The sequence below is a fragment of the Nocardiopsis protaetiae genome (genome assembly GCF_045446735.1).
GTDB lineage: Bacteria > Actinomycetota > Actinomycetes > Streptosporangiales > Streptosporangiaceae > Nocardiopsis > Nocardiopsis protaetiae.
Map to the genome: position 1 here is coordinate 1 of NZ_JBJJBV010000081.1, position 23574 is coordinate 23574.

General features: G+C 73.3%; 17 protein-coding genes. 8 read left to right on the forward strand and 9 right to left on the reverse strand.

Features of this window, described 5'->3' with window-relative positions; genetic code table 11:
• Positions 1-114: 114 nt before the first annotated feature.
• Positions 115-726: a hypothetical protein gene (locus ACJOT3_RS14575; protein WP_406972934.1), complete on the reverse strand. Its 612-nt coding sequence runs from the start codon at positions 724-726 to the stop codon at positions 115-117.
• Between the two features lie 537 nt (positions 727-1263).
• Between ACJOT3_RS14575 and ACJOT3_RS14580 the strand changes: the two genes are divergently transcribed.
• Complete coding sequence (locus tag ACJOT3_RS14580) at positions 1264-3885, forward strand: ATP-binding protein (protein ID WP_406972936.1); 2622 nt, start codon at positions 1264-1266, stop codon at positions 3883-3885.
• Positions 3866-4543 (forward strand): response regulator, encoded by a 678-nt coding sequence (locus tag ACJOT3_RS14585; RefSeq protein ID WP_406972938.1) that lies wholly within the window; start codon positions 3866-3868, stop codon positions 4541-4543. Before ACJOT3_RS14580 ends, ACJOT3_RS14585 begins: the two co-directional genes overlap by 20 nt.
• 82 nt (positions 4544-4625) lie before the next feature.
• Here the strand turns inward: ACJOT3_RS14585 and ACJOT3_RS14590 are convergent, their stop codons facing one another.
• The gene (locus ACJOT3_RS14590) at positions 4626-5564 is read right to left on the reverse strand and encodes an aminoglycoside phosphotransferase family protein (protein ID WP_406972940.1); all 939 of its coding nucleotides are present in this window, start codon (positions 5562-5564) and stop codon (positions 4626-4628) included.
• Positions 5565-5923: 359 nt separating this feature from the next.
• Positions 5924-6601: a sirohydrochlorin chelatase gene (locus ACJOT3_RS14595; protein ID WP_406972942.1), complete on the reverse strand. Its 678-nt coding sequence runs from the start codon at positions 6599-6601 to the stop codon at positions 5924-5926.
• Between the two features lie 810 nt (positions 6602-7411).
• On the opposite strand from ACJOT3_RS14595, the gene ACJOT3_RS14600 reads away from it, so the two are divergent.
• The 3 genes from ACJOT3_RS14600 to ACJOT3_RS14610 all read left to right on the forward strand — a co-directional run bounded on the left by ACJOT3_RS14600 (position 7412) and on the right by ACJOT3_RS14610 (position 10028).
• Positions 7412-8227, forward strand: a complete 816-nt coding sequence (locus tag ACJOT3_RS14600; protein WP_406972944.1) for a nucleotidyltransferase domain-containing protein — start codon at positions 7412-7414, stop codon at positions 8225-8227.
• Between the two features lie 76 nt (positions 8228-8303).
• On the forward strand, positions 8304-8855 hold the full coding sequence (gene def, locus ACJOT3_RS14605) for a peptide deformylase (RefSeq protein ID WP_406972946.1): 552 nt from the start codon (positions 8304-8306) through the stop codon (positions 8853-8855).
• A gap of 189 nt (positions 8856-9044) precedes the next feature.
• The gene (locus tag ACJOT3_RS14610; RefSeq protein ID WP_406972948.1) at positions 9045-10028 is read left to right on the forward strand and encodes a coiled-coil domain-containing protein; all 984 of its coding nucleotides are present in this window, start codon (positions 9045-9047) and stop codon (positions 10026-10028) included.
• Here the strand turns inward: ACJOT3_RS14610 and ACJOT3_RS14615 are convergent.
• From ACJOT3_RS14615 to ACJOT3_RS14625, 3 genes are all read right to left on the reverse strand, one after another.
• Positions 10015-11193, reverse strand: a complete 1179-nt coding sequence (locus ACJOT3_RS14615; RefSeq protein WP_406972950.1) for an MFS transporter — start codon at positions 11191-11193, stop codon at positions 10015-10017. The genes ACJOT3_RS14610 and ACJOT3_RS14615 overlap by 14 nt on opposite strands.
• Positions 11194-11202: 9 nt before the next feature.
• Complete coding sequence (locus tag ACJOT3_RS14620; protein ID WP_406972952.1) at positions 11203-11979, reverse strand: alpha/beta hydrolase; 777 nt, start codon at positions 11977-11979, stop codon at positions 11203-11205.
• 668 nt (positions 11980-12647) lie between these two features.
• Complete coding sequence (locus ACJOT3_RS14625) at positions 12648-15359, reverse strand: CPBP family intramembrane glutamic endopeptidase (RefSeq protein WP_406972954.1); 2712 nt, start codon at positions 15357-15359, stop codon at positions 12648-12650.
• Positions 15360-15519: 160 nt separating this feature from the next.
• Between ACJOT3_RS14625 and ACJOT3_RS14630 the strand changes: the two genes are divergently transcribed.
• A complete protein-coding gene (locus tag ACJOT3_RS14630; protein ID WP_406972956.1) occupies positions 15520-17670 on the forward strand; it encodes an elongation factor G-like protein EF-G2 in 2151 nt (716 codons plus the stop codon).
• 47 nt (positions 17671-17717) lie between these two features.
• Here ACJOT3_RS14630 and ACJOT3_RS14635 read toward each other — a convergent pair whose 3' ends face one another.
• Positions 17718-18440: a M48 family metallopeptidase gene (locus ACJOT3_RS14635; protein ID WP_406972966.1), complete on the reverse strand. Its 723-nt coding sequence runs from the start codon at positions 18438-18440 to the stop codon at positions 17718-17720.
• 87 nt (positions 18441-18527) lie between these two features.
• Entirely contained in the window at positions 18528-20264 is a 1737-nt protein-coding gene (locus ACJOT3_RS14640) for an amidohydrolase (RefSeq protein ID WP_406972958.1), read from the reverse strand.
• Positions 20265-20825: 561 nt separating this feature from the next.
• On the opposite strand from ACJOT3_RS14640, the gene ACJOT3_RS14645 reads away from it, so the two are divergent.
• Entirely contained in the window at positions 20826-21956 is a 1131-nt protein-coding gene (locus ACJOT3_RS14645) for an acyltransferase family protein (protein ID WP_406972960.1), read from the forward strand.
• A 130-nt stretch (positions 21957-22086) separates the two neighbouring features.
• Here ACJOT3_RS14645 and ACJOT3_RS14650 read toward each other — a convergent pair whose 3' ends face one another.
• Positions 22087-23058 carry a CDP-alcohol phosphatidyltransferase family protein gene (locus tag ACJOT3_RS14650; protein WP_406972962.1) on the reverse strand — a complete coding sequence of 324 codons (972 nt, stop codon included), beginning with the start codon at positions 23056-23058 and terminating at the stop codon, positions 22087-22089.
• A 229-nt stretch (positions 23059-23287) separates the two neighbouring features.
• Between ACJOT3_RS14650 and ACJOT3_RS14655 the strand changes: the two genes are divergently transcribed.
• Positions 23288-23574, forward strand: a 287-nt coding sequence (locus tag ACJOT3_RS14655) for an IMP dehydrogenase (protein WP_406972964.1), incomplete at its 3' end; no start/stop codon positions are given.

Here is a 23574-nt window from a genome sequence, read left to right on the forward strand (position 1 = left end):
GGACCCGTGCCGCACCTCCTCACCGGGGGCGTCGTCGTTGCCGGGAGCGGCCGGGGCCGCTCCCCAGGGGATACCCGCCCCCGGCGGGAACGCATCCCGCCGGGGGCGCCGGGTTCAGGCGGTCTCGCCCGTGCGGCGCAGGGCCCTCTCGACCTCGTCGCCGAGCGAGTGGACCGTGTTCACCGCGTCTTCGAGTTCCACGGCCCCGGGCTCGAACAAGTAGACGACGGCCACGCCCAGGTTGTCCACGAGGAACGCGTTCGAGGCCACACCCGCCGAGAAGTACAAGGACTCATCGTCGAACGCGATCACGATGCCGGTGTCACCGGCGGAGCTGGTCCGCCACAGGGCGTCCTCGATCGTCTCGTCGTCGATGGTCAGCGCCCCGCGCTCGCCCTGGGCCAGCTGTTCCCGGGCGTCCGTCAGCATCTCCTCGATGTCGTCGACGTTCTCCTCCCACTCGTCGCCCTGGGGGTCGAACGCCTCGACCGCGATCGAGAACCCCAGCATGAGGTCGTCGTCGTCCGGGGCGATATCGCAGCCGAGGCTGCCGTGGTCGTCGCCGTCGTCCTCCTCGAACCCGCCGGAGATCTCCAGACCCGTGACCTGGGCGGCCCGCTCGAAGACCGCCGCGTCGAAGACCTCGTCGCAGTCGGGGAAGGAGACGTACTCCCGCGGCGCGTTCAGGGCGACGGCCGTGCCCACGCCGACCAGGAGCAGCAGCACGCCGCCGATCGCGCCGCCGACGATCAGCCCGGTCCGCCTGGGCCTGGGCGCCGGGGCCCCTGGGAACCCGCCCTGGGGCGCGCCGGGCGGGAAGGGCCCCTGCGGGCCGCCGGGGTACCCGGGGCCGCCGGGCTGACCCGGACCACCGGGGTGGCCGGGCCCTCCCGGGTATCCGGGGGCGCCGGGGGCGCCGGGCGGCGGGTACCCGCCCTGCGGGGGCTGCTGCGGGTACCCCTGCCGGTAGCCCGGGGGTACGGGCCCGTGGCCGTGAGGACCCTGCGGTCCTCCCTGCTGGGGGTGGTGGCCCTGGTTCGGGCCCGGGAAACCGTGGGGCGGCTGAACCGACATCGGGAGGAGCTCCAAAACGCTGAGTTTTCCGGGGGACGGACGCTCGGGGACGCGTCCTTGAACGACACGGCGTTCCGCGCGATGCGCGAAACGCTGTGACAGGTTTTCACGGATCGCGCACGCGCCCCGGCCCCGCGGGGCCCGCTTTTCCGGCCGATACCGGCCACGGAGCGTTCCGGCGCCCCGACAATGGATGCCGTGGGACGAGGAAAGCTCCGTATCTACCTGGGCTCGGCACCCGGGGTCGGCACCACGCACGGCGCGCTGGCCGAGGCGTGCCGCCGGGCCGCCGACGGCGTTCCCGTGGTGGTCACGGCGGTCGACACGCAGCGGCGGGAGCGCACGTCCGAGCTGCTCTCCCGGCTGGAGTCGGTGCCGCTCCACCCCTCGGGGTCGGTCGACACCGCCGCTGTGATATCCCGCACACCCCGGCTGGCGGTGGTGGACGATCTGGCGCGGCCCAACCCGCCCGGCTCCCCCAACCCGACCCGCTGGCAGGACGTCGAGGAGCTGCTGGAGGCGGGCATCGACGTGCTGTCCACCGTGGGCATCCACCACCTGGAGTCGCTCAACGACGTCGTCCACCAGATCACCGGCGTCCGCCCCGACCGCACCGTCCCCGACCACGTGGTGCGCCGGGCCGCCGAGGTCGAGCTGGTCGACGTCACCCCCCAGGAACTGCGCCGCCGGATGGCGCACGGCGACATCCACCCGGCCGAGCGGGTGGACGCCGCGTTGGCCGACTACTACCGCGAGGGCAACCTGGCCGCGCTGCGCGAGCTGGCGCTGCTGTGGACCGCCGACCAGGTGGAGGCGGGGCTGGCCCGGTACCGGGGCGAGCACGAGATCCGCCGCACCTGGGAGGCGCGCGAACGGGTCGTGGTCGCGCTGACCGGCGGGCCCGAGGGCGAGACCCTGATCCGCCGGGCGGCCCGGGTGGCGGCCCGCTCCCGCGGCGGCCACCCCCAGCCCAGCCACCTGCTGGCCGTGCACGTGGTCCCCCCGCAGGGGATCTCCCGGGCGCCCGGCGACGACCTGCTGCGGCAGCGGCGGCTGCTCGCGGAACTGGGCGGCACCTACCACCAGGTGGTCGCCAACGACGTGCCGACGGGGCTGCTGGAGTTCGCCCGCGGGGTGCACGCCACCCAGATCGTGCTGGGCTCGTCGCGGCGGCGCGCCTGGCAGTACGTGTTCGGGCCGGGGGTGGGCGCGATCGTCGCCCGCGAGTCCGGCGACATCGACGTGCACATCGTCACGCACGAGGAGGTGGGCAGCGGGCGCTGGCCGCTGCCGCCGCCGGGGCGGGGGCTGGGCGAGCACCGCAGGCTGGCGGGCTGGTCGCTGGCCCTGCTGGCGCCCACGCTGATGTCCCTGGTGCTGGCGCTGCCGCCGTTCACCGACAGCGGCCCGGCCTCCGACGCGATGCTGCTGCTCCTCATCACCGTGTCCACGGCGGCGGTCGGCGGCCTGCGCCCGGCGCTGGTGTCGGCGCTGTGGAGCGCGATCCTGCTCACCGCCCTGCTGTCGCCGCTGCACGGGCGGCCCTCGGTGTCGGTGGACAACATGCTGGCGCTGGTGGCGTTCACCCTGGTCGGAACGCTGGTGGCGATCGTCGTGGAGATGGCCGCCCGCCGGTCCGCGCAGGCGGTGCGGGCCCGGGCCGAGGCCGACGCGGTGACCCTGCTGGCCGGCAGCGTGCTGTCCGGCAACGAACCCCTGCACGCGCTGCTGCGGCGCATCCGGGAGACGTTCGGGCAGCGGTCGGCGACCCTGCTGGAGCGGGTGGACACCTCGCCCGAGGACGGGGGCGAGGACGAGGGCGGGCCGCTGGACGGCGAACGGTGGCGGCCGGTGCACAGCGTCGGCTCCCCGGCCGCCGACTCCCCCGAGGAGGCGGACGTGCTGGTGTCGATCTCCGACACCCTGGCGCTGGCGCTGCGCGGTCGGGTGCTGCCCGCCGCCGACCGGGGGGTGCTGCGGGCGTTCGCGGCGCACATCGGGATCGCCCTGGAGCACCAGCGGCTGGAGTGGGACGCGGCCGAGGCCCGGCGCCAGGCGGCGGGCAACAGGATCCGCACCGCCCTGCTGGCCGCGGTCTCGCACGACCTGCGCACCCCGCTGACCTCGATCAAGGCGAGCCTGTCGAGCCTGCGGGCGACCGACATCACGCTGGCCGAGGAGGACCGGGAGGCGCTGCTGGAGACCGTGGAGGAGTCCACCGACCGGCTCAACCGGCTCATCGACAACCTGCTCGACATGAGCCGGGTGCACACCGACAGCGTGCGCCCCAAGCTGGGGCCGGTGGGCCTGGAGGAGGTCGTCCCGATCACGCTGCTGGGGCTGCCGCACGAGGCGGTCACCGTCGACGTCCCCGACGGCCTGCCCCGGGTGGTGGCCGACGCCGGGCTGCTGGAGCGGGCGGTCGCCAACGTGGTCGCGAACGCGGTGCGCCACAACCCCGACCCGCGCACCCCGGTGCTGGTGGCGGCCAGCGCCCACGGGGACGGCGTGCAGCTGCGGGTGGTGGACCGCGGGCCCGGCGTCTCCGACGAGGGCAAGCAGCGGATGTTCGAGGCGTTCCAGCGGCTGGGCGACGCCCCCCAGGGCACGGGGGTGGGGCTGGGGCTGGCGGTCGCCCGTGGTTTCGTTGAGGCGATGCACGGGACCCTCGCCCCCGAGGACACCCCCGGCGGCGGGCTGACGATGGTGTTCACCCTGAAGGCGGTACGGCCGGGCGACGACGCCGCGACCGGCACCGACGGCACGGACGACGAGAGCGCGAGGGGGGCCGATGCGGGTCCTGGTCGTTGACGACGACATCCAGATCATCCGGGCCATGACGATCAACCTGCGGGCGCGCGGGCACGACGTGGACACCGCCGCCGACGGCGCCTGCGCGCTGCGGCTGGCCGCCGACCACAACCCGGACGTGGTCCTGCTCGACCTGGGGCTGCCCGACATGGAGGGCCTGGAGGTCATCCGGCGGCTGCGCGGCTGGTCGCAGGTGCCGATCATCGTGCTGTCGGCGCGGCACTCGGCCGGGGAGAAGGTGCGCTGCCTGGACTCGGGCGCCGACGACTACGTGACCAAGCCGTTCGGGATGGACGAGCTGCTGGCCCGGATGCGGGCGGCCGAGCGGCGGTCGGTGCGCGCGGAGGAGGCGCCGGTGGTGCGCACCGACTCCTTCAGCGTGGACCTGGGCGCCAAGCGGGTGGTGCGCGACGGCGAGGAGGTGCGGCTCACCCCCACCGAGTGGCACATCCTGGAGATCCTGGCCCGCAACGCCGGGCAGCTGGTGAGCCAGCGCCGCCTGCTGCACGACGTGTGGGGGCCCGCCTACCAGAGCGAGACGAACTACCTGCGGGTGTACATGGCGCAGCTGCGGCGCAAGCTGGAGCCCGACCCGGGACGGCCCCGGTACCTCATCACGGAGGCGGGCCGGGGGTACCGGTTCGAGAACACGAGCTGACCCCGGCCGGGCGGGGCCGGGTAGGCGTGGTCGGCCGGGGTGCACGGCGGTCCGGAGGCCCGGCGGGCCGCGGGTCCGGCGGTCAGCGGGCGGGAGTGGGGGTGGGGTCCCCCGCGGCCAGGTCCATGAGCAGGTCGAACTCGCCGGCGCCGACGTGGCCCCGGTTGACCTTGGAGACGGCCAGGCAGGGTGCGAAGGCGCGCACCCAGAGCATCATGCGCTCGGCGTCCACGTCCATCACCCGGGACAGCACGGACACCCGGCGCTCCACCTCGTCGCGGTCGCCGGCCTTCCACATCGCCCAGTCCACCGCGTCCACGGCTCCGTCGCCCAGGCAGCCGCGCGGGTCCAGGGCGACCAGACCGCGCTCTCCCCCGTCGATGACGTTGCCGGGGTGGAGGTCGCCGTGCAGGGGGACGCCGCCCTCGCGGCCGTTGGCGAGGTCGCGGGCCAGGGCACGCGCGCGGTGCATGACCGGGGCCGGGACGACCTCGGCGGCCGGGCCCTCGGTGCGTTCGCGCTCCGACACGTCGAAGACGAACTGCACCCGGGAGGTGAGCGGCGGCAGCTCCTGGCGCTGCGAGCGGGACACCTCGACCGCGTGCAGGTCGGCGATGAGCGCCCCGACGGTCTCCATCGCCGGGACCTCGCCCTTGGCCGCGATGGTGTCGCCCTCCACGCGTTCCATGAACACCGCGCCGTGGCGCGGGTGCAGCCCCCAGACCCGCGGCACCCTCCCGGTGGACTCCCACAGCCGCAGCAGCCCGGCCTCGGCGACCGCCAGTCCGCTGTCCGGGGAGAGCTTCACCACGCCCTTGCGCCCGTCGGCGTCCAGGACGTGCAGGACCACCGAGGTGCGGCCGTGGGGCGCCGGGCCCTCGACGGTGAGCCCCCACTCGGCGGCGAGTTTGTCGACGACGGCGGGCAGTTCGGCCAGCCAGTCACCGACGTGGACGCCGAAGCGCCGTTCCAGACGACGGCGCTGCCGGTCGTCGACGAACTGCGTCGTGACGTCGTTCATACATCCACCTTCGGTCCGCTCACGTCGATGTGTGCCGGGGCCGAGCCGCCGACGCGCGAGCGTGCGTGTCCGGGGCCCGGGATGTTCGCCGGGTTCCGCGTGCCCCCGTGTCCCGACCGCGGGGCCGGGACGGGGGCGTGTCCGGGCGGTCGCGCGCACCGTGGGCGCGGTCGCGGGACGGGGCCGCGGGTGCAGGTGCGGGGAGTTCCCGCCCTAGAGGCCCATACCCAGACCGGTCCTGGGGGTAACGGCCCGCGGCCGTCCCGGATCGGGGACGTGCGCGCGCCGCACCCGGCGTCGCCACCCTCGGGGTTCATCATGTCACCCCGGGTGAGGTGCGCGCGGTCGTTCCGGGCACCTCACACGAGCCGTCCCTTGGCCGCCCGGTGCTGGGCCAGCAGGGTGTCGACGACCAGTTCCGACGGCCACAGCGGCGCGGTGATGGCGGTGACGTCGAGTCCCCGCAGGAGGTCGAAGTCGGGTCCGTCCACGAGTCTCCAGGCGGCGACCGCCACGTTCTCGTGGCCGTCCCGGCGCAGCCGGTCGACCGCGTCGAACACCGAGGGCGCCCAGGTGCGCAGGTAGCCGACCTGCACCGGGGACCCCAGGCGGCGGCTGAGCATGCGGGCCACGTCCATCACGACCTGGCGCTCCTCGGTGCCGGTGGTGCCGTCGGCGGCCAGGACGACGCCGTCCCTGTTCCCCCATCCGGAGTCGGCCAGGCGGGCGGCCAGGTCGGCGACGATGGAGGGCACCGCGCCCAGGGGCGGGGTGTGGCAGGCGTCGGGCATCCCGCCGAGGGCGAGGCGGGAGAGCAGGTGTGCGCTGGCGACGTCCCCTCCGGCGACGAACGCCGGGACGACCACCTTGGGGCCGCGGACGGAACGCAGCGTGGCGGCCACCTCGTCGGGGCTGCCGAAGGCGCCCGCGACGGGCGCCTCCCCCCGGCCGGCCACCGCTTCGGCCAGGCCGTACAGGGCCTCCCGGCGCTGGGCGTCACGCGAGTCATCTGCTACGAGGACCATCGTCGGGACCATGCGCGGCTCCTTCATCGTCATTTTCGGATCTCGGATCGCTGCCGTTCTCTGCGAGGGTAAAGGGGCACAGTTTCAGGGGAGTGGCCCCGTGTTACGCACAGGAAAACAGCGGACAATGGCTGTGATGGTTATCACCAGAGCATCTCTTGGTGAACCATAACAATCGCTGAAAAACCGGGGCCTGTCCACTTGTTCGCGCAGTGGTCTACACCTCACCGGAACCGCTGCCGCTCCGGCGCTTTTCGGGCATCTCGCGTATACTCAGGCCATCACCTGGGCGAACTTCGCGGAATCCGAGGGCCCGCCGGGGTTACCGATCGGTAGAACATGACGGACGCCACCCTGCCCCGGACCATCCGAGAGAACGTGGGAATTTACCGTGAAGTTCTCTGGAGAAATTCGCGGCAAAGGAATTCCCATGCATTTGCATCGTGCGGATGCACGTGCCGCAGAATGTGCGCGCCGACACGGCCTGATATGACACCCAAAATGGCACCGGGTCCCGTTTCGTCAGCGAACGCCCGGAGAGCGACCGCGGGAGGCCCTTTGTCCGAACATCCCCTTGCATGCCGGGGGTGCTCCTGTCAAGGGTGCAGAACCCCCTCTTCCACCCTGGACCGCGCACCACTCACCCCGTGGGGGCAGGGTGCGAGTGCGGCGCCATCACTTGCCATCGGTCCGAAGGGAGACCCACACTGGGAAGTGGAACACGGATGTCACCGCAGGCCCAGGGGCCTCCCTCACCCCGGCGGGCACACCGGCGGACAGCGTGTCCCACCGAAGCACCGCACCGTCCAGACTGGAGTGAGCATGGCCGTCCACCCTCGGGTACGGACACTCGCGCAGACCTTCCTCGACCACGCCGACCGGACCTCTCCCGGCCTGGTCGAAGGCCTCTACCTGACCGGCTCGGTGGCCCTGGGAGACTTCCGCCCGCACACCAGCGACGTCGACTTCGTCATCGTCACCTCCCGGCGCCCCGACCGGCAGGAGGGCGACCTGCTCCGCCAGGCGCACGCCCGCACCCGCGCCGACATCCCCCGCCCCCAGTTCAACGGCATCCACGTGACCTGGGACGACCTGACCCGCGACCCCGCCGCCTGCGGCCCCGTCGCCTCCGTCATCGGCGGCCGGTTCCGCGACCGGGCCGCCGCCGACGTTAACCCGGTCACCTGGCACGTCCTGGCCCGGCACGGCGTCACCGTGCGCGGCCCCCACCCGCTCGAACTCGACGTGTGGGACGAGCGCGAGAGCCTGCGCACCTGGTCGCTGGGCTCCCTCGACGAGCAGTGGCGCCGCTGGCGCGAGAAGGCCGGACGGCTGGTCACCCCCCGCGGCCTCGCCGTCCTGGGATCGCTGGCCCCCTCCTGGAGCGTGCTCAGCGTCAGCCGCCTGCACTTCACCCTCAAGACCGGCGAGATCACCTCCAAGTCCAGCGCCGGCGCCTACGCCCTGCACGCCTTCCCCGAGCGGTGGCAGCGCATCGTCAACGAGTGCCTGCGCGTCCGCCGCGGCGGCGGTGCCCCCTCCCTGTACGAGAGCGCCCTGGCCCGCCGGCGGGCCGCCCTGGACTACATCGAGATGGTCCTCGACGACGCCCTGCGCCCCGGCCTGGCCGCCGCCTGAGACACCCGCGGGGCACCCTCCCGGTACCCCCCGGGTGCCCGGAACGGCCGCGTGGCACAGCGACTACCCTGTGGGCATGACCCTGCGCCCCATCGTCCGCTTCGGCGACCCCGTCCTCGTCACCCCGACCACGCCCGTCACCAAGTTCGACCGGCACACCGAGGCCCTGGTCAAGGATCTTCTGGACACCGTCGACGCCCCCGGCCGCGCCGGGGTGGCCGCCACCCAGATCGGGGTGGGCCTGCGGGTGTTCAGCTACAACGTCGAGGGGCGCATCGGCTACGTCATCAACCCCGAGCTGGCCGACCTCTCCGAGGAGACCCAGGACGGCGAGGAGGGCTGCCTGTCCATCCCCCGGCTCTGGTACCCCACGCAGCGGGCCATGCGCGCCACGGTCACCGGGGTGGACCTGCGCAACGAGCCGGTCACCGTCTCCGGCGAAGGCCTCATGGCGCGCGCCCTCCAGCACGAGACCCAGCACCTGGACGGGGTCCTGTACATCGACCGGCTCAACCCCGAGCTGCGCAAGAAGGCGCTGCGCGACATCCGGCGGTCGGACTGGTTCATGCCGCAGGAGGAGCCCAAGCCCGCAGGTCCCCTGCCCAGTGCCTTCGGCGGGATCGGCTGAACCGGGCGCAAAAGGGTCACTCCGGTCCTCCGGTACGGGTATGTTCGGACACATCCCCGCGCACACACCCCCACAGTCCCGTGAGTCCACGCACTAGGCATGTAACGCCACGATCTCATAGGGTCGGCTGAGCATCCTCCGCCACGGTGCCCCCGGCCGGATGCCCCCTGACCCTCTCTCGGAGCAGACATGACACCCACGCCCCGTTCACGGCGCGGTAGGCGCGCCGCGCTTTCGCTGGCGGCCGCCGTCGCCGCCCTCGCCGTCGCCCTGCCCGGAACGGCCCTCGCGGAGCCGGACGACGACGAGGTGGACATCGAGGAGCTGGAGCGGCGCGCCGACGAGCTCGAAGAGACCTACCAGGGTGAGCTGCTGCAGTTCACCGAGATCAAAGAGCGCGTCGAGAAGGCCGAGAAGGACCTCAAGGAGATCGAGGAACGGCTCGAAGGCTCGCGCGAGGGGGTGTCGGCCATCGTCGCCACCCAGTACAAGACCAGCAGCAACGGCTTCGACCCCGCGTTCTCCGTGATCTTCTCCAGCGAACCCGAGGACCTGTACGGGGACGCCGCCACCCTCACCTACCTCGGCGAGAGCCAGGCCGAGCAGATCTCCGGCCTGATCGATACCCGCGACGAGGCCCAGGAGGTCCGCGACGAGCTCGAAGGCGAGCTCAAGGACGCCGAGGACCTCATCGACGAGCTCGAAGAGAAGAAGGACGAGGTCGCGGCCAAGATCGAGGAGTACGAGGAGTCACAGGTCCCCGACCCGCCCGCGGGCGGCGGTGGCGGTGGCACCGGCGGCATCCCGGACAGCGCCGTCGGCAGCGGCTGGGCGCAGACCACCCCGCGCATGGCCGCGATCCGCGACGAGATCATCCGCAACGTCGGCGTTCCGCAGCCGGTGAGCTGCTGGCGCAGCAGCGCCGACGACCACGGCGAGGGGCGGGCCTGCGACTTCATGGTCAGCTACGGCACCCACCCCTCGGCGGACAACAAGGCCTGGGGGCAGCGGATCGCCGACTACGCGATCAACAACGCCGACCGGCTCGGCGTGGAGTACGTGATCTGGGAGCAGCAGATCTGGCACTCGGCCAACCGCTCCTGGCGGTTCATGAACGACCGGGGCAGCGTCACCCAGAACCACTACGACCACGTGCACATCACCTCCTACTGACCCGTGCCAGGGGCAGGACGGCCAGCAGGGCCACGGCCAGCGCCGCGAAGGCGGGGCCATAGCCCAGCGTCTGGATGAGCAGTCCCAGCGCCATCGCACCGGCCCCGGCACCGGCGTCGTAGCCGATGTTCCACACCGCGCTGGCCCGACCCTGACCGGTCGGGCCGGCGCGGTTCAGCATGAGGGTGACCGTTTCGTTCTGGACCGCGCCGAACCCCAGGCCGAACAGGGCGGCGCCGGCCAGGACCCACAGGGGCGAACCCCACAGGCCCACCGCGATCAGGGCGGCGCCGCAGACCGCGGCCGCCATGCCGGGCAGCAACAGCAGGGGGCGGCCGTGGCGGTCGTAGGAGAACCCGGCGCTCCACCGGCCGAGCACCACCAGCGCCGCGTAGGCGGCCAGGGACGCGCCCACCAGCCAGGGGGTGTCGGCCAGGGGCACCGCGACGAAGGTGACGACGGCGCCGGCCGACGAGGCGGTCAGGAGCATGATCACGAGCGGGGCGGCCAGGGAGGCGCCGCGTTCGGTGCCCGGGGCGGTGCGGGGGGCCGAGCGCAGCAGCGGGCGGTTGCGGCCGCCGTCGGCGAACCAGATGCCCGCCGACAGGGCGGCGCCGACCAGGGAGCACAGGCCGGTGAGCCAGAACGCCGTGTCGAAGCCCAGGTCGAGCGCCAGGGCGACGCCGCCCGGCAGGATGACGACCTGCGGCAGGCCCACCGCCAGGCCGTAGTAGCCGGTGGCGCGGCCCACCTGCTCGGGCGGGACCAGCCGGGCGGCCAGCGCCGTCCCGGCGACGCTGACCATGCCGAACCCCACCCCGCGGACCGCGGAGATCGCGATGAGGGGGGCCAGGTCGGTGCTCAGGGCGAACAGCGGGGTGGGCAGGCCCATGATGAGGGAGCCGATGGGGAAGGCCCAGCGGTAGCCGCCGCGTTCGAGCATCCGCGGCATGGCCAGCTGGGTGAGGACGGTGGTGAGCATGAACGCCGCGGTGGTGGTCCCGGCACCGAACTCCCCCGCCCCGCCCCGGACCGCCCACAGCGGCACCAGGGGCAGGACGGCGGCGAAGCCGCACAGTCCGATGGCGGTGGCGGCGATGAGCAGGGCGAAGCCGCGGCCCCGGAGGCCCAGGGCCGGGTCGGCGGGAGGAGAAGAGGGGATCATCCTCCCTTTTTAGTCCATGAGCCGGTCCCGCAGCCAGGCGCGCAGCCGGAGCGCCAGCGCCGGGGAGACGGCCGGCTCGGCGTGCCCCATGCCGGGGACGAGCCACAGCTCCTTGGGCTCGGCGGCGGCCTCGTGGATGGCGGTGGCGTGGGAGGTCGGGAAGTAGGTGTCGGCCTCGCCGTGGACGACCAGCAGCGGGGTGGGAGCGACCTCCCCGGCGATCTCGCGGGGTTCGGCGGGGCGGGTGTCCCAGCCGCGGTCCGCGACCCGGACCTTGCGGAAGCTGCGCAGGAAGAAGCGGCCCATGGTGCGGCCCACGCCCAGGTGGATCAGCCGCATCCGGCGGGTGCCGCGGTAGTACCAGCGGCTCGGGGCGCTGACGGAGACCGCGGCGGCGACGCCCTTGTAGACCGCGGCGTGGCGCACGACGACGGCGGCGCCCATGGAGAAGCCGACCGTGGCGATGGAGGTGTAGCCGAGTTCCCGCAGGTGGGAGACGACGGCCTCCAGGTCGTGGATCTCGGCGTTGCCGACGGTGCTGTGGCCGCCGGAACCGTGGTGGCCGCGGAAGTCGAAGGTCATGACGTCCGCGATCGAGCTGAACGCCTCGGCGATCGCCCGGGTGTGGGGGCTGCGGTAGCTGCCGGTGAAGCCGTTGGCCAGCACCACGACCGCGGTGCGGCCGGGGGCGCCGCGCAGCAGCACGGAGTCGATGCCGACACCGTCGGCGGTGGTGAGCCAGTAGCGGTGAGAGGTCAGCTGCGGGTGGTCAATGGCATCGGACACACTTCCATCGTGCCCGATCCGTCCGGATCGGAAAACCCGCACCGGGTGTGTCGGACACGACCCCCGAACCCGGAACTCCCCGCCGCCCGCCCTCGGCGAACGCCCACACGCCGAACCCCGGCGGCCGCCCCACCCGTGCGCACCGGCGCGGTTCCCATCGCGCGCGGCCGCTCCCCCAGGTAACGCGCCGATCGGCGGTCGGCAGCCCATCCGGGCGCAGCCAGGCACCGATCACCACCGAACACAGACGGCCCGCCACCTGCCCCCGGCGAACGCCCACACGCCGAACCCCGGCAGCCGCCCCACCCAGCGTCCCGGAACGGTTCTCATCGGGCACGGGCACACCCCCGGGCAATGCGCCGCCCGCCCTTGGCGAACGCTCATACGCCGAACCACCGGCCGCCACCCGCCCGCGCACCCGACCCCGACACGCCCCCGGACATACCGGGCCCATCAGACACAAACCCCGAGACCGGCGCCCGGCCGCGGCGGCCCACCGCCACCGTTTGGCGAACGCCCACACGCCGAATCACAGGCGGCCGCCACCCACCCCCACCGTATCCACGGCTCACCAGCCGAGTGCCGGGGCGATCCACCCCGGTCGCCGGAAAGGGATGGGCCCGCCCGTCACCGCATCAGCGGCGCACGGGCGGGCCCGATCGGAAGGGTCAGTGTTCGCCGAAGCGCCGGTCGATCCACTCATCGGGGTAGAGCCGACGGCCCTCGCCTTCGCGCTCCTCGGCGGCGTCCCCGCCGAGGAAGTCGCCGCCGAACGCGGGCGAACCGTCGGCGGGCGTGCCCCACCCGGAGGCACCGGGCTGCGGGCCTCCGCCGGTCACATCCGCACCATAGCCACCAGGCCGGTACTCCGTCCCGCCCGTGTACGGGGCGCCGCCGAACCCGGACGCCCCCTCGGCCGGGGCACCCCAAGACGACGTGCCGCCTTGCGGGTCGGCGTCCCACACAGGCGCGTCCGACCGGTGACCGCCGCCTGGGCCCGCGGCATCGGCGCCACCGAACGAAGGTGTGCCATCGGCGGGCGTACCCCGGCCGCGTGCAGCCGACGGCGAGCCGGTGCCCGCCCCCGGCGCCCCACCGGCACCATGGGCACCAGGCCGGTACTCCGTCCCGCCGAACGAAGGCGCCCCCTCGGCCGGGGTGCCCCAGGCGGGCGCGCCAGGCTGGGGACCGCTGCCGCCGCCCGCCGCATCGCCGCCGAACGCAGGCGAACCTCCAGCAGGAGTACCCCAGGCAGGCGCGCCGGATTGTGGGCCGCTGTGGGAGCCCGCGCCCCACGCAGGCGTATCCGGGCGATGGCCGCCGCCGGGACCCGCCGCATGGGCGCCACCGAACGAGGGCGAGCCCGCGGCCGGGGTGCCCCAAGCCGGAGCGGTGGGCTGGGGGCCACTGCCGCTGTCCGCTACGCCTGCACCGGAGGCGGACGACTGCGGGCCGCTGTAGGAGTCGGTACCCCACGCAGGCGCATCCGCCCGGTAACCGCCGCCGGGACCAGCCGCATGGGCGCCGCCGAACGCGGGCGAACCCGCGGCAGGCGTCCCCCGAGCCGGACCAACACCCGGCGCACCGGCACCATGAGCACCCGCTTGGAACTGTGTCCCGCCGGAGGCGGGCGAGCCACCGTCCGGGGTGCCCCAGGCGGGCGCTCCAGGCTGGGGACCACTGTCGCCGCCCGCCACACCGGCACCAGGTCCAGAGGTCTGCGGGCCGCTGTAGGAGCCGGTACCCCACGCAGGCGCATCCGGCCGACGGCCGCCGCCGGGACCCAAGGCATCAGCACCCCCGAGAGCGGGTGAACCCTCGGCCGGGGTGCCCCAAGCCGGAGCGGTGGGCTGCGGGCCGCTGTGGGAGCCCGCGCCCCATGCAGGCGCATCCGGGCGATGACCGCCGCCGGGGCCAGCCGCATGGGCGCCGCCGAACGCAGGCGAACCCGCGGCAGGCGTCCCCCGAGCCGGGCCAACACCCGGCACATCAGCGCCATGGGCACCGGGCTGGAACTGCGTCCCTCCGAGAGCGGGGGTGCCTTCGGCCGGGGTGCCCCAGGCCGGAGCGGTGGGCTTGGGACCGCTGTCCCCGCCCGCCGCATCGCCGCCGAAGGAAGGCGTCCCTGCGGTAGGCGTGCCCCAGGACGGGGCGGCAGGCTGGGGACCGCTGCCGCCGCCCGCTGCGTCGCCGGGTCTCGGAGCGTCGGTACCGAACGTGGGTGTGCCCCCGGCCGGGGTTCCCCAGGCGGGCGCGGCCGACGGCGAGCCGGTGCCCGCGCCTGGCGCGCCACCGGCACCATGGGCACCGGGCTGGAACTGCGTCCCGCCGAGAGCGGGGGTCCCTTCGGCCGGGGTACCCCAGGCCGGAGCGGTGGGTTGGGGACCGCTCGCCGCATCGCTGCCGCCGAACGAAGGCGTCCCTGTGGCAGGCGTGCCCCAGGCCGGGGCGGCAGGGTGGGGTCCGGTGCCGGGGCCCGAAGTGGCGGCGCCGAGGGCGGGGGTGCCTTCGGCGGGGGTTTCGGCGGTGGGGGGTTGGGGGTCGTCCGGGCCGAAATCGTCGTCGTAGGCGTACGACTCCTCGCGGAGTTCGGCCGGGGGGAAGGCCAGGGAGCGCAGGTTCAGCGCCACGTGGACCAGGATGGGCACCCAGAGGCTGCCCGTGCCCAGGTACAGGACCACGAAGAGGGTGCCGGAGGCACCGGCGCTGACCAGCCCCCACCAGCCCTGGTACAGGTAGGCCACGGCGAAGAGCAGCACGGAGAGCACCGCGCCCATCCACAGCGGCACGCCCATGCTCGCCAGCAGGACGATGACCAGCCCCCGGTAGAGCAGTTCCGCGCACAGGCCGCCCGTGATCGCGGCGCCGACGGCGGCCAGGCGCTCGTTGCGGGTGTAGGGGATGAGCAGCCAGCGGTCGCGCTCGGGTTCGGGCAGGGACACCGGCCGGTCCGTGGCCGCGCGGCGGCCACCGCCGCCGCGCTTGCGCGCCTTGGGCGCGCGCTGGGGCAGGCGGTCCTTGAGCCAGGGCGGCAGCCCGTTGACCAGCACCCAGAGCGCCGCGAGGGCGATCGCGCCGCCCAGGGCGCCGCCGATGACCGGTCCCAGGGCGTGCGGCAGCCGGAACCCGAGGTCGGCGGCGCGCAGGTTCGGTGAGGTGAACAGGACGACCACCGCCAGCACGCCCCACAGCGCGTGCACGCCCATGGTCACGGCGTGCACCCTGACCAGGGCGTTCACGTCCGTGTCACGGCGGCGCGACAGCCAGGCGAAGGTCCGCCTGCCGAGGAAGGGCTCGCCGAACGCCGCGAAGAAGAGCAGCAGGACCGTCAGCAGGGTCCCCGCGAGGCTGAACTGAGGAAGTGTCTCGGACCATGGCACGGGGCAATAGTAGGGGTCCGAAACGAGTCATAGAGCACATGCCGGACATCGTCCTCTTGTGGTTATCCCGGACAGCGGCGACCGTAGAGAGTGTCACAGGTCACACCGAGGTCGGTGACCAGCCGGCCCCGTACGGATCCCGAAGGGCAGGGCAGTGGGGATGGTCGATCGAGCCGTAGACGTACCGAGGGCCGCAGGGCCCGCGCACATCCGCAACATCGCGCTGGTCGGACCGACCGGCGCCGGAAAGACGAGCCTGGTCGAGGCCCTCCTCTCGGCTGCCGGGACGATCCACCGGCCCGGCAGCGTGGAGGAGGGCACGACAGTCAGCGATCGTGACGAGGTCGAGATCCGCCAGAAGCGCTCGGTGCACCTGACCGTCAACCCGGTCATGGTCGGCGACGTCAAGGTGAACCTCCTGGACACCCCCGGCTACGCCGACTTCATCGGCGCCATGCGCGCCGGGCTGCGCGGCGCCGACGCCGCCCTGTTCGTCGTCTCCGCCCTGGAGGGCGTCGACGGCCGCACCCGGGTGCTGTGGGAGGAGTGCGCCGCGGTGGGCATGCCGCGCGCGGTGGCGGTCACCAAGGTGGACCACCCGCGCGCCGACTTCGAGGACGTGGTCGCCCAGTGCCGCGAGGCGTTCGGCGACGGCGTGCACGCCGCCTACCTGCCGGCCTTCGAGCGCTCCGGGGAGGACCGGCGGCTGGTCGGCCTGTGGGGCCTGGTCTCGGAGCGCTACCACGACTACGACTCGGCCGAGGGGCACGTCCCGCCGGAGAACCTGAGCGACCGGGCCGCGGCGCTGCGGGAGACCCTCGTGGAGGAGGTCATCACCGAGAGCGAGGACGAGGTCCTCATGGAGCGCTACATGGAGGGCGGCGCGCTGGATCCGGACCTGCTCATCGCCGACCTCCAGAAGGCGGTGGCGGCGGGCGGCTTCCACCCGGTGCTGGCGATCGGCACCACCACCGGTGTGGGCGTGCGCGAACTCCTGCGCGAGCTCCCGGTCTCCTGCCCCGACCCGACCCGCCGCCCCTTCCCGAAGGTGGTGGACCTACAGACCCGGCCGGTGCCCGGCCTGTCCTGCGACCCGGACGGCCCGCTGGTGGCGGAGGTGCTGGCGACGGCCAGCGACCCGTACGTGGGCCGCACCAGCCTGGTCCGGGTGTTCTCGGGCACCCTGTCCCCGGACTCGGTGGTGCACCTGCACGGCCACGGCGTCCCGTCGGGGCTGACCGGTTCGGACGAGCTGGACACCTCGGGCCGCGACGAGCGGGTGGGCGGCCTGTCGGTGCCGGTGGGCCGGGACAACCACCCGGTGGGCGCGGTGGGCGCGGGCGACGTCTGCCTGGTGGCCAAGCTGCCGGACGCCCGCACCGGTGACACGCTCTCCTCGCCGGAGCGCCCGCTGCGGGTGGCGCCGTGGCGCTTCCCGGAGCCGCTGCTGCCGGTGGCGATCTCGGCGGCGTCCTCCGCCGACGAGGACAAGCTGTCGCACTCGGTGGCCCGGCTGGTGGCCGAGGACCCGTCGCTGCGGGTGGAGGTGAACCCGGAGACCCACCAGATGGTGCTGTGGACCCTGGGCGAGGCGCACCTGGACGCGGCGCTGGCCCGGCTGGAGCACCGCTACGGGGTGCGCGTGGACACCTCCGAGGTGCGCGTCCCGCTGCGCACCACGTTCTCCTGCCCTGCCGAGGGCATGGGCCGCAACGTCAAGCAGAGCGGCGGCCACGGCGAGTTCGGGATCTGCCGGATCAAGGTGGAGCCGCTGGAGTCGGGCTCGGGCCTGGAGTTCGTCGACCGGATCGTGGGCGGCGTGGTGCCGCGCCAGTACATCCCGTCGGTGGAGAAGGGCGTGCGCGCCCAGATGGCCGACGGTGTGGACACCGGCTATCCGCTGGTGGACATCCGGGTGACCCTCTACGACGGCAAGGCCCACTCGGTGGACTCCTCCGACATGGCCTTCCAGAAGGCGGCCCGGCTGGCGCTCAAGGACGCGGCGGCCGCCGCGGAGCTGGCGATGCTGGAACCGGTGGACTCGGTGGAGGTCGAGGTCGACGACGAGCTGCTGGGCACGGTGATGAGCGACCTGTCGGCGCGCCGCGGCCGGGTGGTGGGCTCCGAGCCCGCCCCGGGCGGCCGGGCGGTGATCCGGGCGGAGGTCCCGGAGCTGGAGATCACCCGTTACGCGGTGGAGCTGCGTTCGCTGTCGCACGGGACGGGTGTGTTCACCCGCCGCTACCTGCGCCACGAGCCGCTGCCCCCGCAGGTGGCGGCCAAGCTGCCCCGGCAGCGCGACGACGCCTGAGCGCCCGAACACCCAAGCACCCGGGCGCCCGGGCACCCCGGCGAGCCTCAGAACACCCGCCCCGGCCGGCTCCGGTCGGCCAGGGCGGCGAACCTGAACGTGTTGACGGGGTGCCCGGACAGGAGGTTGACCAGCAGCACGAAGAACCCCGCGTCGGTGTGGGCCCGGTCCGCGATGTCCTGGAAGTCCACGTCCCGATACAGGTACTTGCCCGCGGCCATCACCCGGAACCCCTGCACGCCCTCGGGGCAGAACGCGTAGGCGTGGTTGTCCGCCGTGTACTCCTGCGCCCGCCCCAGCGTGCTCCCCACCCCGGGGATCACGTTGGCGACGGAGATCCCGAAGTGCCGCCAGAACGACGTGTGCCCGGCGGCGATGTGCCCGACCTCGTGCCCGATGAAGAACCGCAGCGCGTCGGGGTCCCCCAGCCGCACCCCCACCTCGAACAGGTCGCTGTTGATGGCCACGTACCGCCGCGCCCCGTGCCCGGACGCGAACGCGTTGAGCACCCCGTTGCCGGGCACCACGTACGCCTCGGGCACCCGCCGCATCCCGAACGCCCGCGCGGCCTCGACGACCATCCGGTGCACCTCGGGGAACTGCCCCTCGGTGATCCGCACCCCGTTGACCCGCTGGCGCGCGTACAGCTGGCCGCGCACGAAGTACACCAGCGCGGGGATGCTGAGCAGCAGCAGCGGCTCGTTGGGGTCGCCGGAGTAGGCGCGGCTGACCGCGCCCACCACGGCGAACAGGGTCACTCCGACGCACATCGCCAGCAGCGGGAGCTCCCGCGGGTGCCGCAGTGCGCGGGCGGTCGCGGGGTCTCCCCAGCGGCGGGGGAGGACCCCCACCTCCGGTCAGTAGCGGTGGTCGGAACCGGGGCGGTCCTCGTCCGTCCCGGGGGGCGGCGCGTGGTGGGCGCTGCCCTGGGGCGGCGGCCCGCCGAACGACGGTCCGGCGGGGGGCCGGCGCGGCTCCTCGTCCTCGTCGAGGAACGCGGCCATGTCCGCGGAGAGGGTCGACTCCTCGACCTTCTCGCTGCGCCACTCCTCGCGCAGTTCCTCGTCCTGGGAGTTGAACACGGCGCCCATGTCGGCGTCGTGGGTGGAGTCGGCGCTCTTGGGCGGCGTGTCCCAGGAGGAGGCCAGGAACGCGCTGTCGTAGGCGTCGTTGCCGAAGTCGTCGGCCTGCTGGGGCCCGGAGGGCTGCCCGAGGGGGTCGATCGTGGGCTCCTCGTGGGCCGGACGCACGTCGGTGGCGGGCACCGGCACCGGGACGTCGTCGGGCGCGGGCCCGGGGAACATCGCGCCGGAGGGCGCGGGGGCGGGCGCCCCCTCGCGGTCGCTGCCCAGGTAGGACAGGGCGGCGACGGTGAGGGCGGCCAGCCCGGCCCGCAGGGCGGGCTCGCGGGCGGGCGCGAAGAACGGCGAGTGGTTGCTGGGGACGTTGCCGAGCTTCTCGTAGGGCGTGTCGCCGGGGGCGGCGTCCCACACGTCGTGCGGGGTGGCGCCGACGAACCAGAACACGTACGGGATGGGCCGCGGGTCGTCGGGCAGCCCGAAGTACCCGAAGTCCTCGGTGGACGGGGACGGGTCGGGCAGGTGGATGACGTACTGGTCGCCGAAGTAGGCGCGGTGGGCGGAGGCGACCGCGGACACGGTCTCGGGGTCGTTGCGGGTGACGCCGGCGCCCTGGAAGCGTTCGATCTCGGGTTCGCGGACGGCCCCGGAGGCGGCGGCCTCGGCGCGGACGATGCGCTCGATGGACTGCTCCAGCCGTCCGGCGACCGCGTCGTTGAGCGCCCGGGTGTTGATCTCCAGGTAGGCCTCGTCGGGGATGATGTTGGCCTTGGTGCCGGCGTGGATGCGGCCGACGGTGAGGACGGCCATCTCGCTGGGGCTGACCTCGCGGGAGACCACGCCCTGGAGGCGGGTGACGATGTTGGCGGCGATAAGCACCGGGTCGACGGCGGTGTGCGGCTGGGAGGCGTGGCCGCCCTCGCCGTACACGCGGATCCGGTAGGAGGCCGAGGAGCCGAGGATGACCCCGGCGCGGTGGGAGATGAGCCCGGCGGGCTGGGGGCCCAGGTGCTGGCCCAGGACGACGTCGGGGCGGCCGAAGCGCTCGAAGAGCCCGTCGGCGAGCATCTTCTGGGCGCCGTCGAGGGTCTCCTCGCCGGGCTGGGCGACGATCATCACGGTGCCGGACCATTCCTCGCGGGTCTCCGAGAGGAGGTCGGCGGCGCCGACCAGGCAGGCGGTGTGGGCGTCGTGGCCGCAGGCGTGCATGACGGGGACCTCGGTCCCGTCGGCGTCCGTGGTGCGCAGGGTGCTGGCGTAGGGCAGCCCGGTCTTCTCCTCGACGGGGAGCGCGTCCATGTCGGCGCGGAGCATCACCGTGGGGCCGGGGCCGTTGCGCAGGACGCCGACGACGCCGGTGCCCCCGACGCCCTTGTGGACCTCGTAGCCGGTGCGGGTCAGCCATTCGGCGACGCCGCTGGCGGTGCGGTGCTCCGCGTGGGAGAGCTCCGGGTTCTTGTGGAGATCGACGTAGAACCCCTCCACGAGGGGGAAGAGTTCGTCGAGGAGACGCATGACCACTCCGCCGTGCTGGGCTGCACGGTTGGGATCCACCGCGTGCGGCACGGTATTCCACCGCCTTACTTCGATACTCGGCCGGGCTTGTCGCGCCCGGCGGGCGCCACCTGACGGCACAGCTTATCGGCGTGACCGTCACGTCCCCACACTGACACGTTCGTGCCGGTCCGCACCACCGCCGGGGGTCCCGGCGTGCGGTCGGGTGGTGCGTATGGGTTAGGGTCTGCACACGGAACGGCGTCTTCCCACCCGAAACATACTCACATGTCCCACGGGTCCCTCTGCTTCCCTTCGCTCCCCGTTCACACCGCGGAGCCGGGAGGGACCGGAAGAAGTTTCCGCCGAATTCGGAGAACCGCTGGCATGCTTCCTTACATCACAGTAAGGTAACGCAGCACGATCCGAATACATCCGACGTTCCGGTGCCTCCCCTCGCGCGCCACGCGGCACCGCAGCGCCCCCGAACGGCGTGGGAGACCTTCCCCCACCCGGCCCCGGGGCCGAACCCGCACGCCCTGTGAAGTCCACCGACCCCGGAGTCCACTCGTGGCCTCATCCATGACCAGACCGGAAACCGACCGTACGAAGCCCGGGCCCGGCGCGACCGCCCCGGCAGAGAACGGCGCGGCAGCCGGGGCGAAGGCCCCGTACCGTGATGCCCGCCTGGACAACGCCAAATTCCTCCTGATCGTGCTGGTCGTCGTCGGCCACGCCATCGAGCCGCTGCGCGACGTCACGGCCGTCAGCGCCACGTACTACTGGATCTACTTCTTCCACATGCCCGCGTTCATCCTGATCAGCGGGTATCTGTCGAGGTCCTTCGACGGGTCCTCCAACCGCGTGGAGAAGCTGGTCCTGACCGTCGCGGTCCCCTACCTGATCTTCTGGACGGTCCACCAGTCCATCTACACCGTCGAACGCGGCGGCCTGGGCGACTCGCTGTCGGTGCTCAAGCCGACCTGGACCCTGTGGTTCCTCGTCGCGCTGTTCCTGTGGCGGCTGAGCGTCCCGGTGTGGAAGCGGCTGCGCGCACCGGTGCTCATCGCGTTGGCGATCTCGCTGTTCGCCGCCACCACCAGCCTCAGCGACACCCTGGCCCTGGGCCGCGTGGTGAGCTTCCTGCCGTTCTTCGTGCTGGGCCTGAGCCTGCGCCGCGAGCACTTCCTGTGGCTGGACAAGCTCTGGCTGCGGCTGGTCTCGCTCGCGGTGCTGGGTACCACCGCCGTGCTGGCGGTGCCCATCTCCGACCGGCTCAGCCGCGACTGGCTGTTCTGGCGGGACAGCCTGACCGACCGCGACATCGATCCGCTGATGCCCAGCATCGGCATCCGGCTGGCCTTCATGGGGCTGGCCCTGGCGATGACCGTCGCGTTCCTGGCGCTGACCCCCAAGCGGCGGACCTGGTTCACGGACCTGGGCGCGTACACCCTGTACGTCTACCTGGGCCACTCGGTGGTGTTCATCCTCTTCAAGGCGTCGCCCTGGTACGACGTGATGGACAACGCGGTCGGCGCGGCGCTCACCGTCGCCATCGCCCTGGCGGTCACGCTGCTGCTGTGCACCCCGTGGGTGCGGGCGGCCATGCGCTGGGCGGTCGAACCGCAGATGTCCTGGCTCCTCAAGCGGGAGGAGCCCAAGGCCGCCCCGGACGGCGGCGGGACCAAGGAGAGGTCGACCGCGGGGGTCTGACCCCCGGATCCCACAGCCTGAGGCCCCGCCGCACGAGGCGGGAGGCAAGCGGGAAGGGGCGGTGCGCACCGGCGCACCGCCCCTTCCCCGTTCTCCCCGTTCCCGCGTCCCGGCCCCCGACGGCCGCGGGTCAGCTGCCGCTGATCCGGGCCCCCTGCGGGACGGCGCCGGCGGCGATCAGCTCCCGGCGGCGCTCCTCGAAGCGGCGGGTGTCCTTCCACAGCCGGGCCACGAGCACGACCTCGAAGAAGCCCAGGGCCAGCACCGAGAACACGGCGATCGGGATGATGAGGTCGTTCAGCGGGGTGAACAGGGAGACCAGCACCGTGACCGGCGCGACCACGCACAGGAACATCTCGTACTCGATGCCGCTGAACAGGTGCGGGCGCACCCGGTGGGTCAGCAGGAAGTGGCGCGCCCGGCCGTAGAGCCCGCGCGGGGCGGGGGCCTCGGCCCGCGCCTCGGCCCGCGCCTCGGTCCGGGCCTCGGTCCGGGCCTCGGCCACCGAGTCGTCCTCGGGGCTGGCGTCGCCCAGGACCGAGGCGGCGTCGGCGCGCAGCCGGTCGGTGTCGCCGACCAGCTCGGCCAGGGTCTGGCGCATCCCGCGGCGGGTCTTGGCGACCTGCGAGCCGTTGAGGTAGCGCAGCAGGTCGAAGAACACGATGACCGGCGCCGCGATCAGGTAGGCGACCTGCCCGGTCACCAGCCACTGGCCGATGAGCAGCGCCATGATGCAGACGAAGAACCGGATGCGGTCGAACACGAAGTCGACCCAGGTGCCGAACACCGAGCCGGTGCCCTTGAGCCGGGCGATCTTGCCGTCCATGCAGTCCAGCACGAAGCTGAGGTGGAACAGCAGGGCGCCGGCCACCAGCCACGCCCAGGCCGCGCCGACACCGAACGCCGGCATGACGAAGCCGACCGCGGACAACAGGCCGAGGACCCCCGCGCCCAGGGTCAGCTGGTTGGGGGTGATGTCGGTGCGGTTGGCGGTCCACACCACCAGTCGACCGGCGAGCGGGTCGACCAGGAAGACGGTCCACCAGGCGTCCTTCGCCTTGTAGGTCTCTTCCTTCACCTGCGCGAACGTGAAACGCGGCATGCGTGTGTCTCCAGGGAAGCGACGCCCCGCGCCCACACTCTGGGACATCGGTCTGCCAGGGGCGGGGGGAGGGGCCGTGTCAGCGGGAATCGAGTCATCATGCCAGATGGGGGGTCGTCCGAGCCAATCGGTGACGGCATACTTGACTGGTAAGAGGGGGATCAACAGGCGGCCGTGTGCGCTGGCACCGGATGGTCCACCCCCTTCGGTCTCGACCGAGGTAGAGGCATTGCGTTTTCTCAACGACCAGGCGCCCCAGCAGGACCTGACCTACAGCGACGTGTTCATGGTCCCGAACCGGAGCGCGGTGGGCTCCCGGCTCAGTGTGGACCTGTCCTCGCCGGACGGCACCGGCACCACCATCCCGCTGGTGGTGGCGAACATGACGGCGGTGGCGGGCCGCCGGATGGCCGAGACCGTCGCCCGGCGCGGCGGTATCACGGTCATCCCGCAGGACATCCCCATCGAGGTGGTCTCCGACGTCATCGCCTGGACCAAGCGGCGGCACCTGGTCCA

Coding starts and splice junctions, on each gene's coding strand:
- ACJOT3_RS14645 (WP_406972960.1), top strand. CDS start 20,826: ATGACCAGACCGGAAACCGACCGTACGAAGCCCGGGCCCGGCGCGACC.
- ACJOT3_RS14600 (WP_406972944.1), top strand. CDS start 7,412: ATGGCCGTCCACCCTCGGGTACGGACACTCGCGCAGACCTTCCTCGAC.
- ACJOT3_RS14650 (WP_406972962.1), bottom strand. CDS start 23,058: ATGCCGCGTTTCACGTTCGCGCAGGTGAAGGAAGAGACCTACAAGGCG.
- ACJOT3_RS14610 (WP_406972948.1), top strand. CDS start 9,045: ATGACACCCACGCCCCGTTCACGGCGCGGTAGGCGCGCCGCGCTTTCG.
- ACJOT3_RS14615 (WP_406972950.1), bottom strand. CDS start 11,193: ATGATCCCCTCTTCTCCTCCCGCCGACCCGGCCCTGGGCCTCCGGGGC.
- ACJOT3_RS14580 (WP_406972936.1), top strand. CDS start 1,264: ATGGATGCCGTGGGACGAGGAAAGCTCCGTATCTACCTGGGCTCGGCA.
- def (WP_406972946.1), top strand. CDS start 8,304: ATGACCCTGCGCCCCATCGTCCGCTTCGGCGACCCCGTCCTCGTCACC.
- ACJOT3_RS14590 (WP_406972940.1), bottom strand. CDS start 5,564: ATGAACGACGTCACGACGCAGTTCGTCGACGACCGGCAGCGCCGTCGT.
- ACJOT3_RS14630 (WP_406972956.1), top strand. CDS start 15,520: ATGGTCGATCGAGCCGTAGACGTACCGAGGGCCGCAGGGCCCGCGCAC.
- ACJOT3_RS14585 (WP_406972938.1), top strand. CDS start 3,866: ATGCGGGTCCTGGTCGTTGACGACGACATCCAGATCATCCGGGCCATG.
- ACJOT3_RS14635 (WP_406972966.1), bottom strand. CDS start 18,440: ATGTGCGTCGGAGTGACCCTGTTCGCCGTGGTGGGCGCGGTCAGCCGC.
- ACJOT3_RS14640 (WP_406972958.1), bottom strand. CDS start 20,264: ATGCGTCTCCTCGACGAACTCTTCCCCCTCGTGGAGGGGTTCTACGTC.
- ACJOT3_RS14595 (WP_406972942.1), bottom strand. CDS start 6,601: ATGGTCCCGACGATGGTCCTCGTAGCAGATGACTCGCGTGACGCCCAG.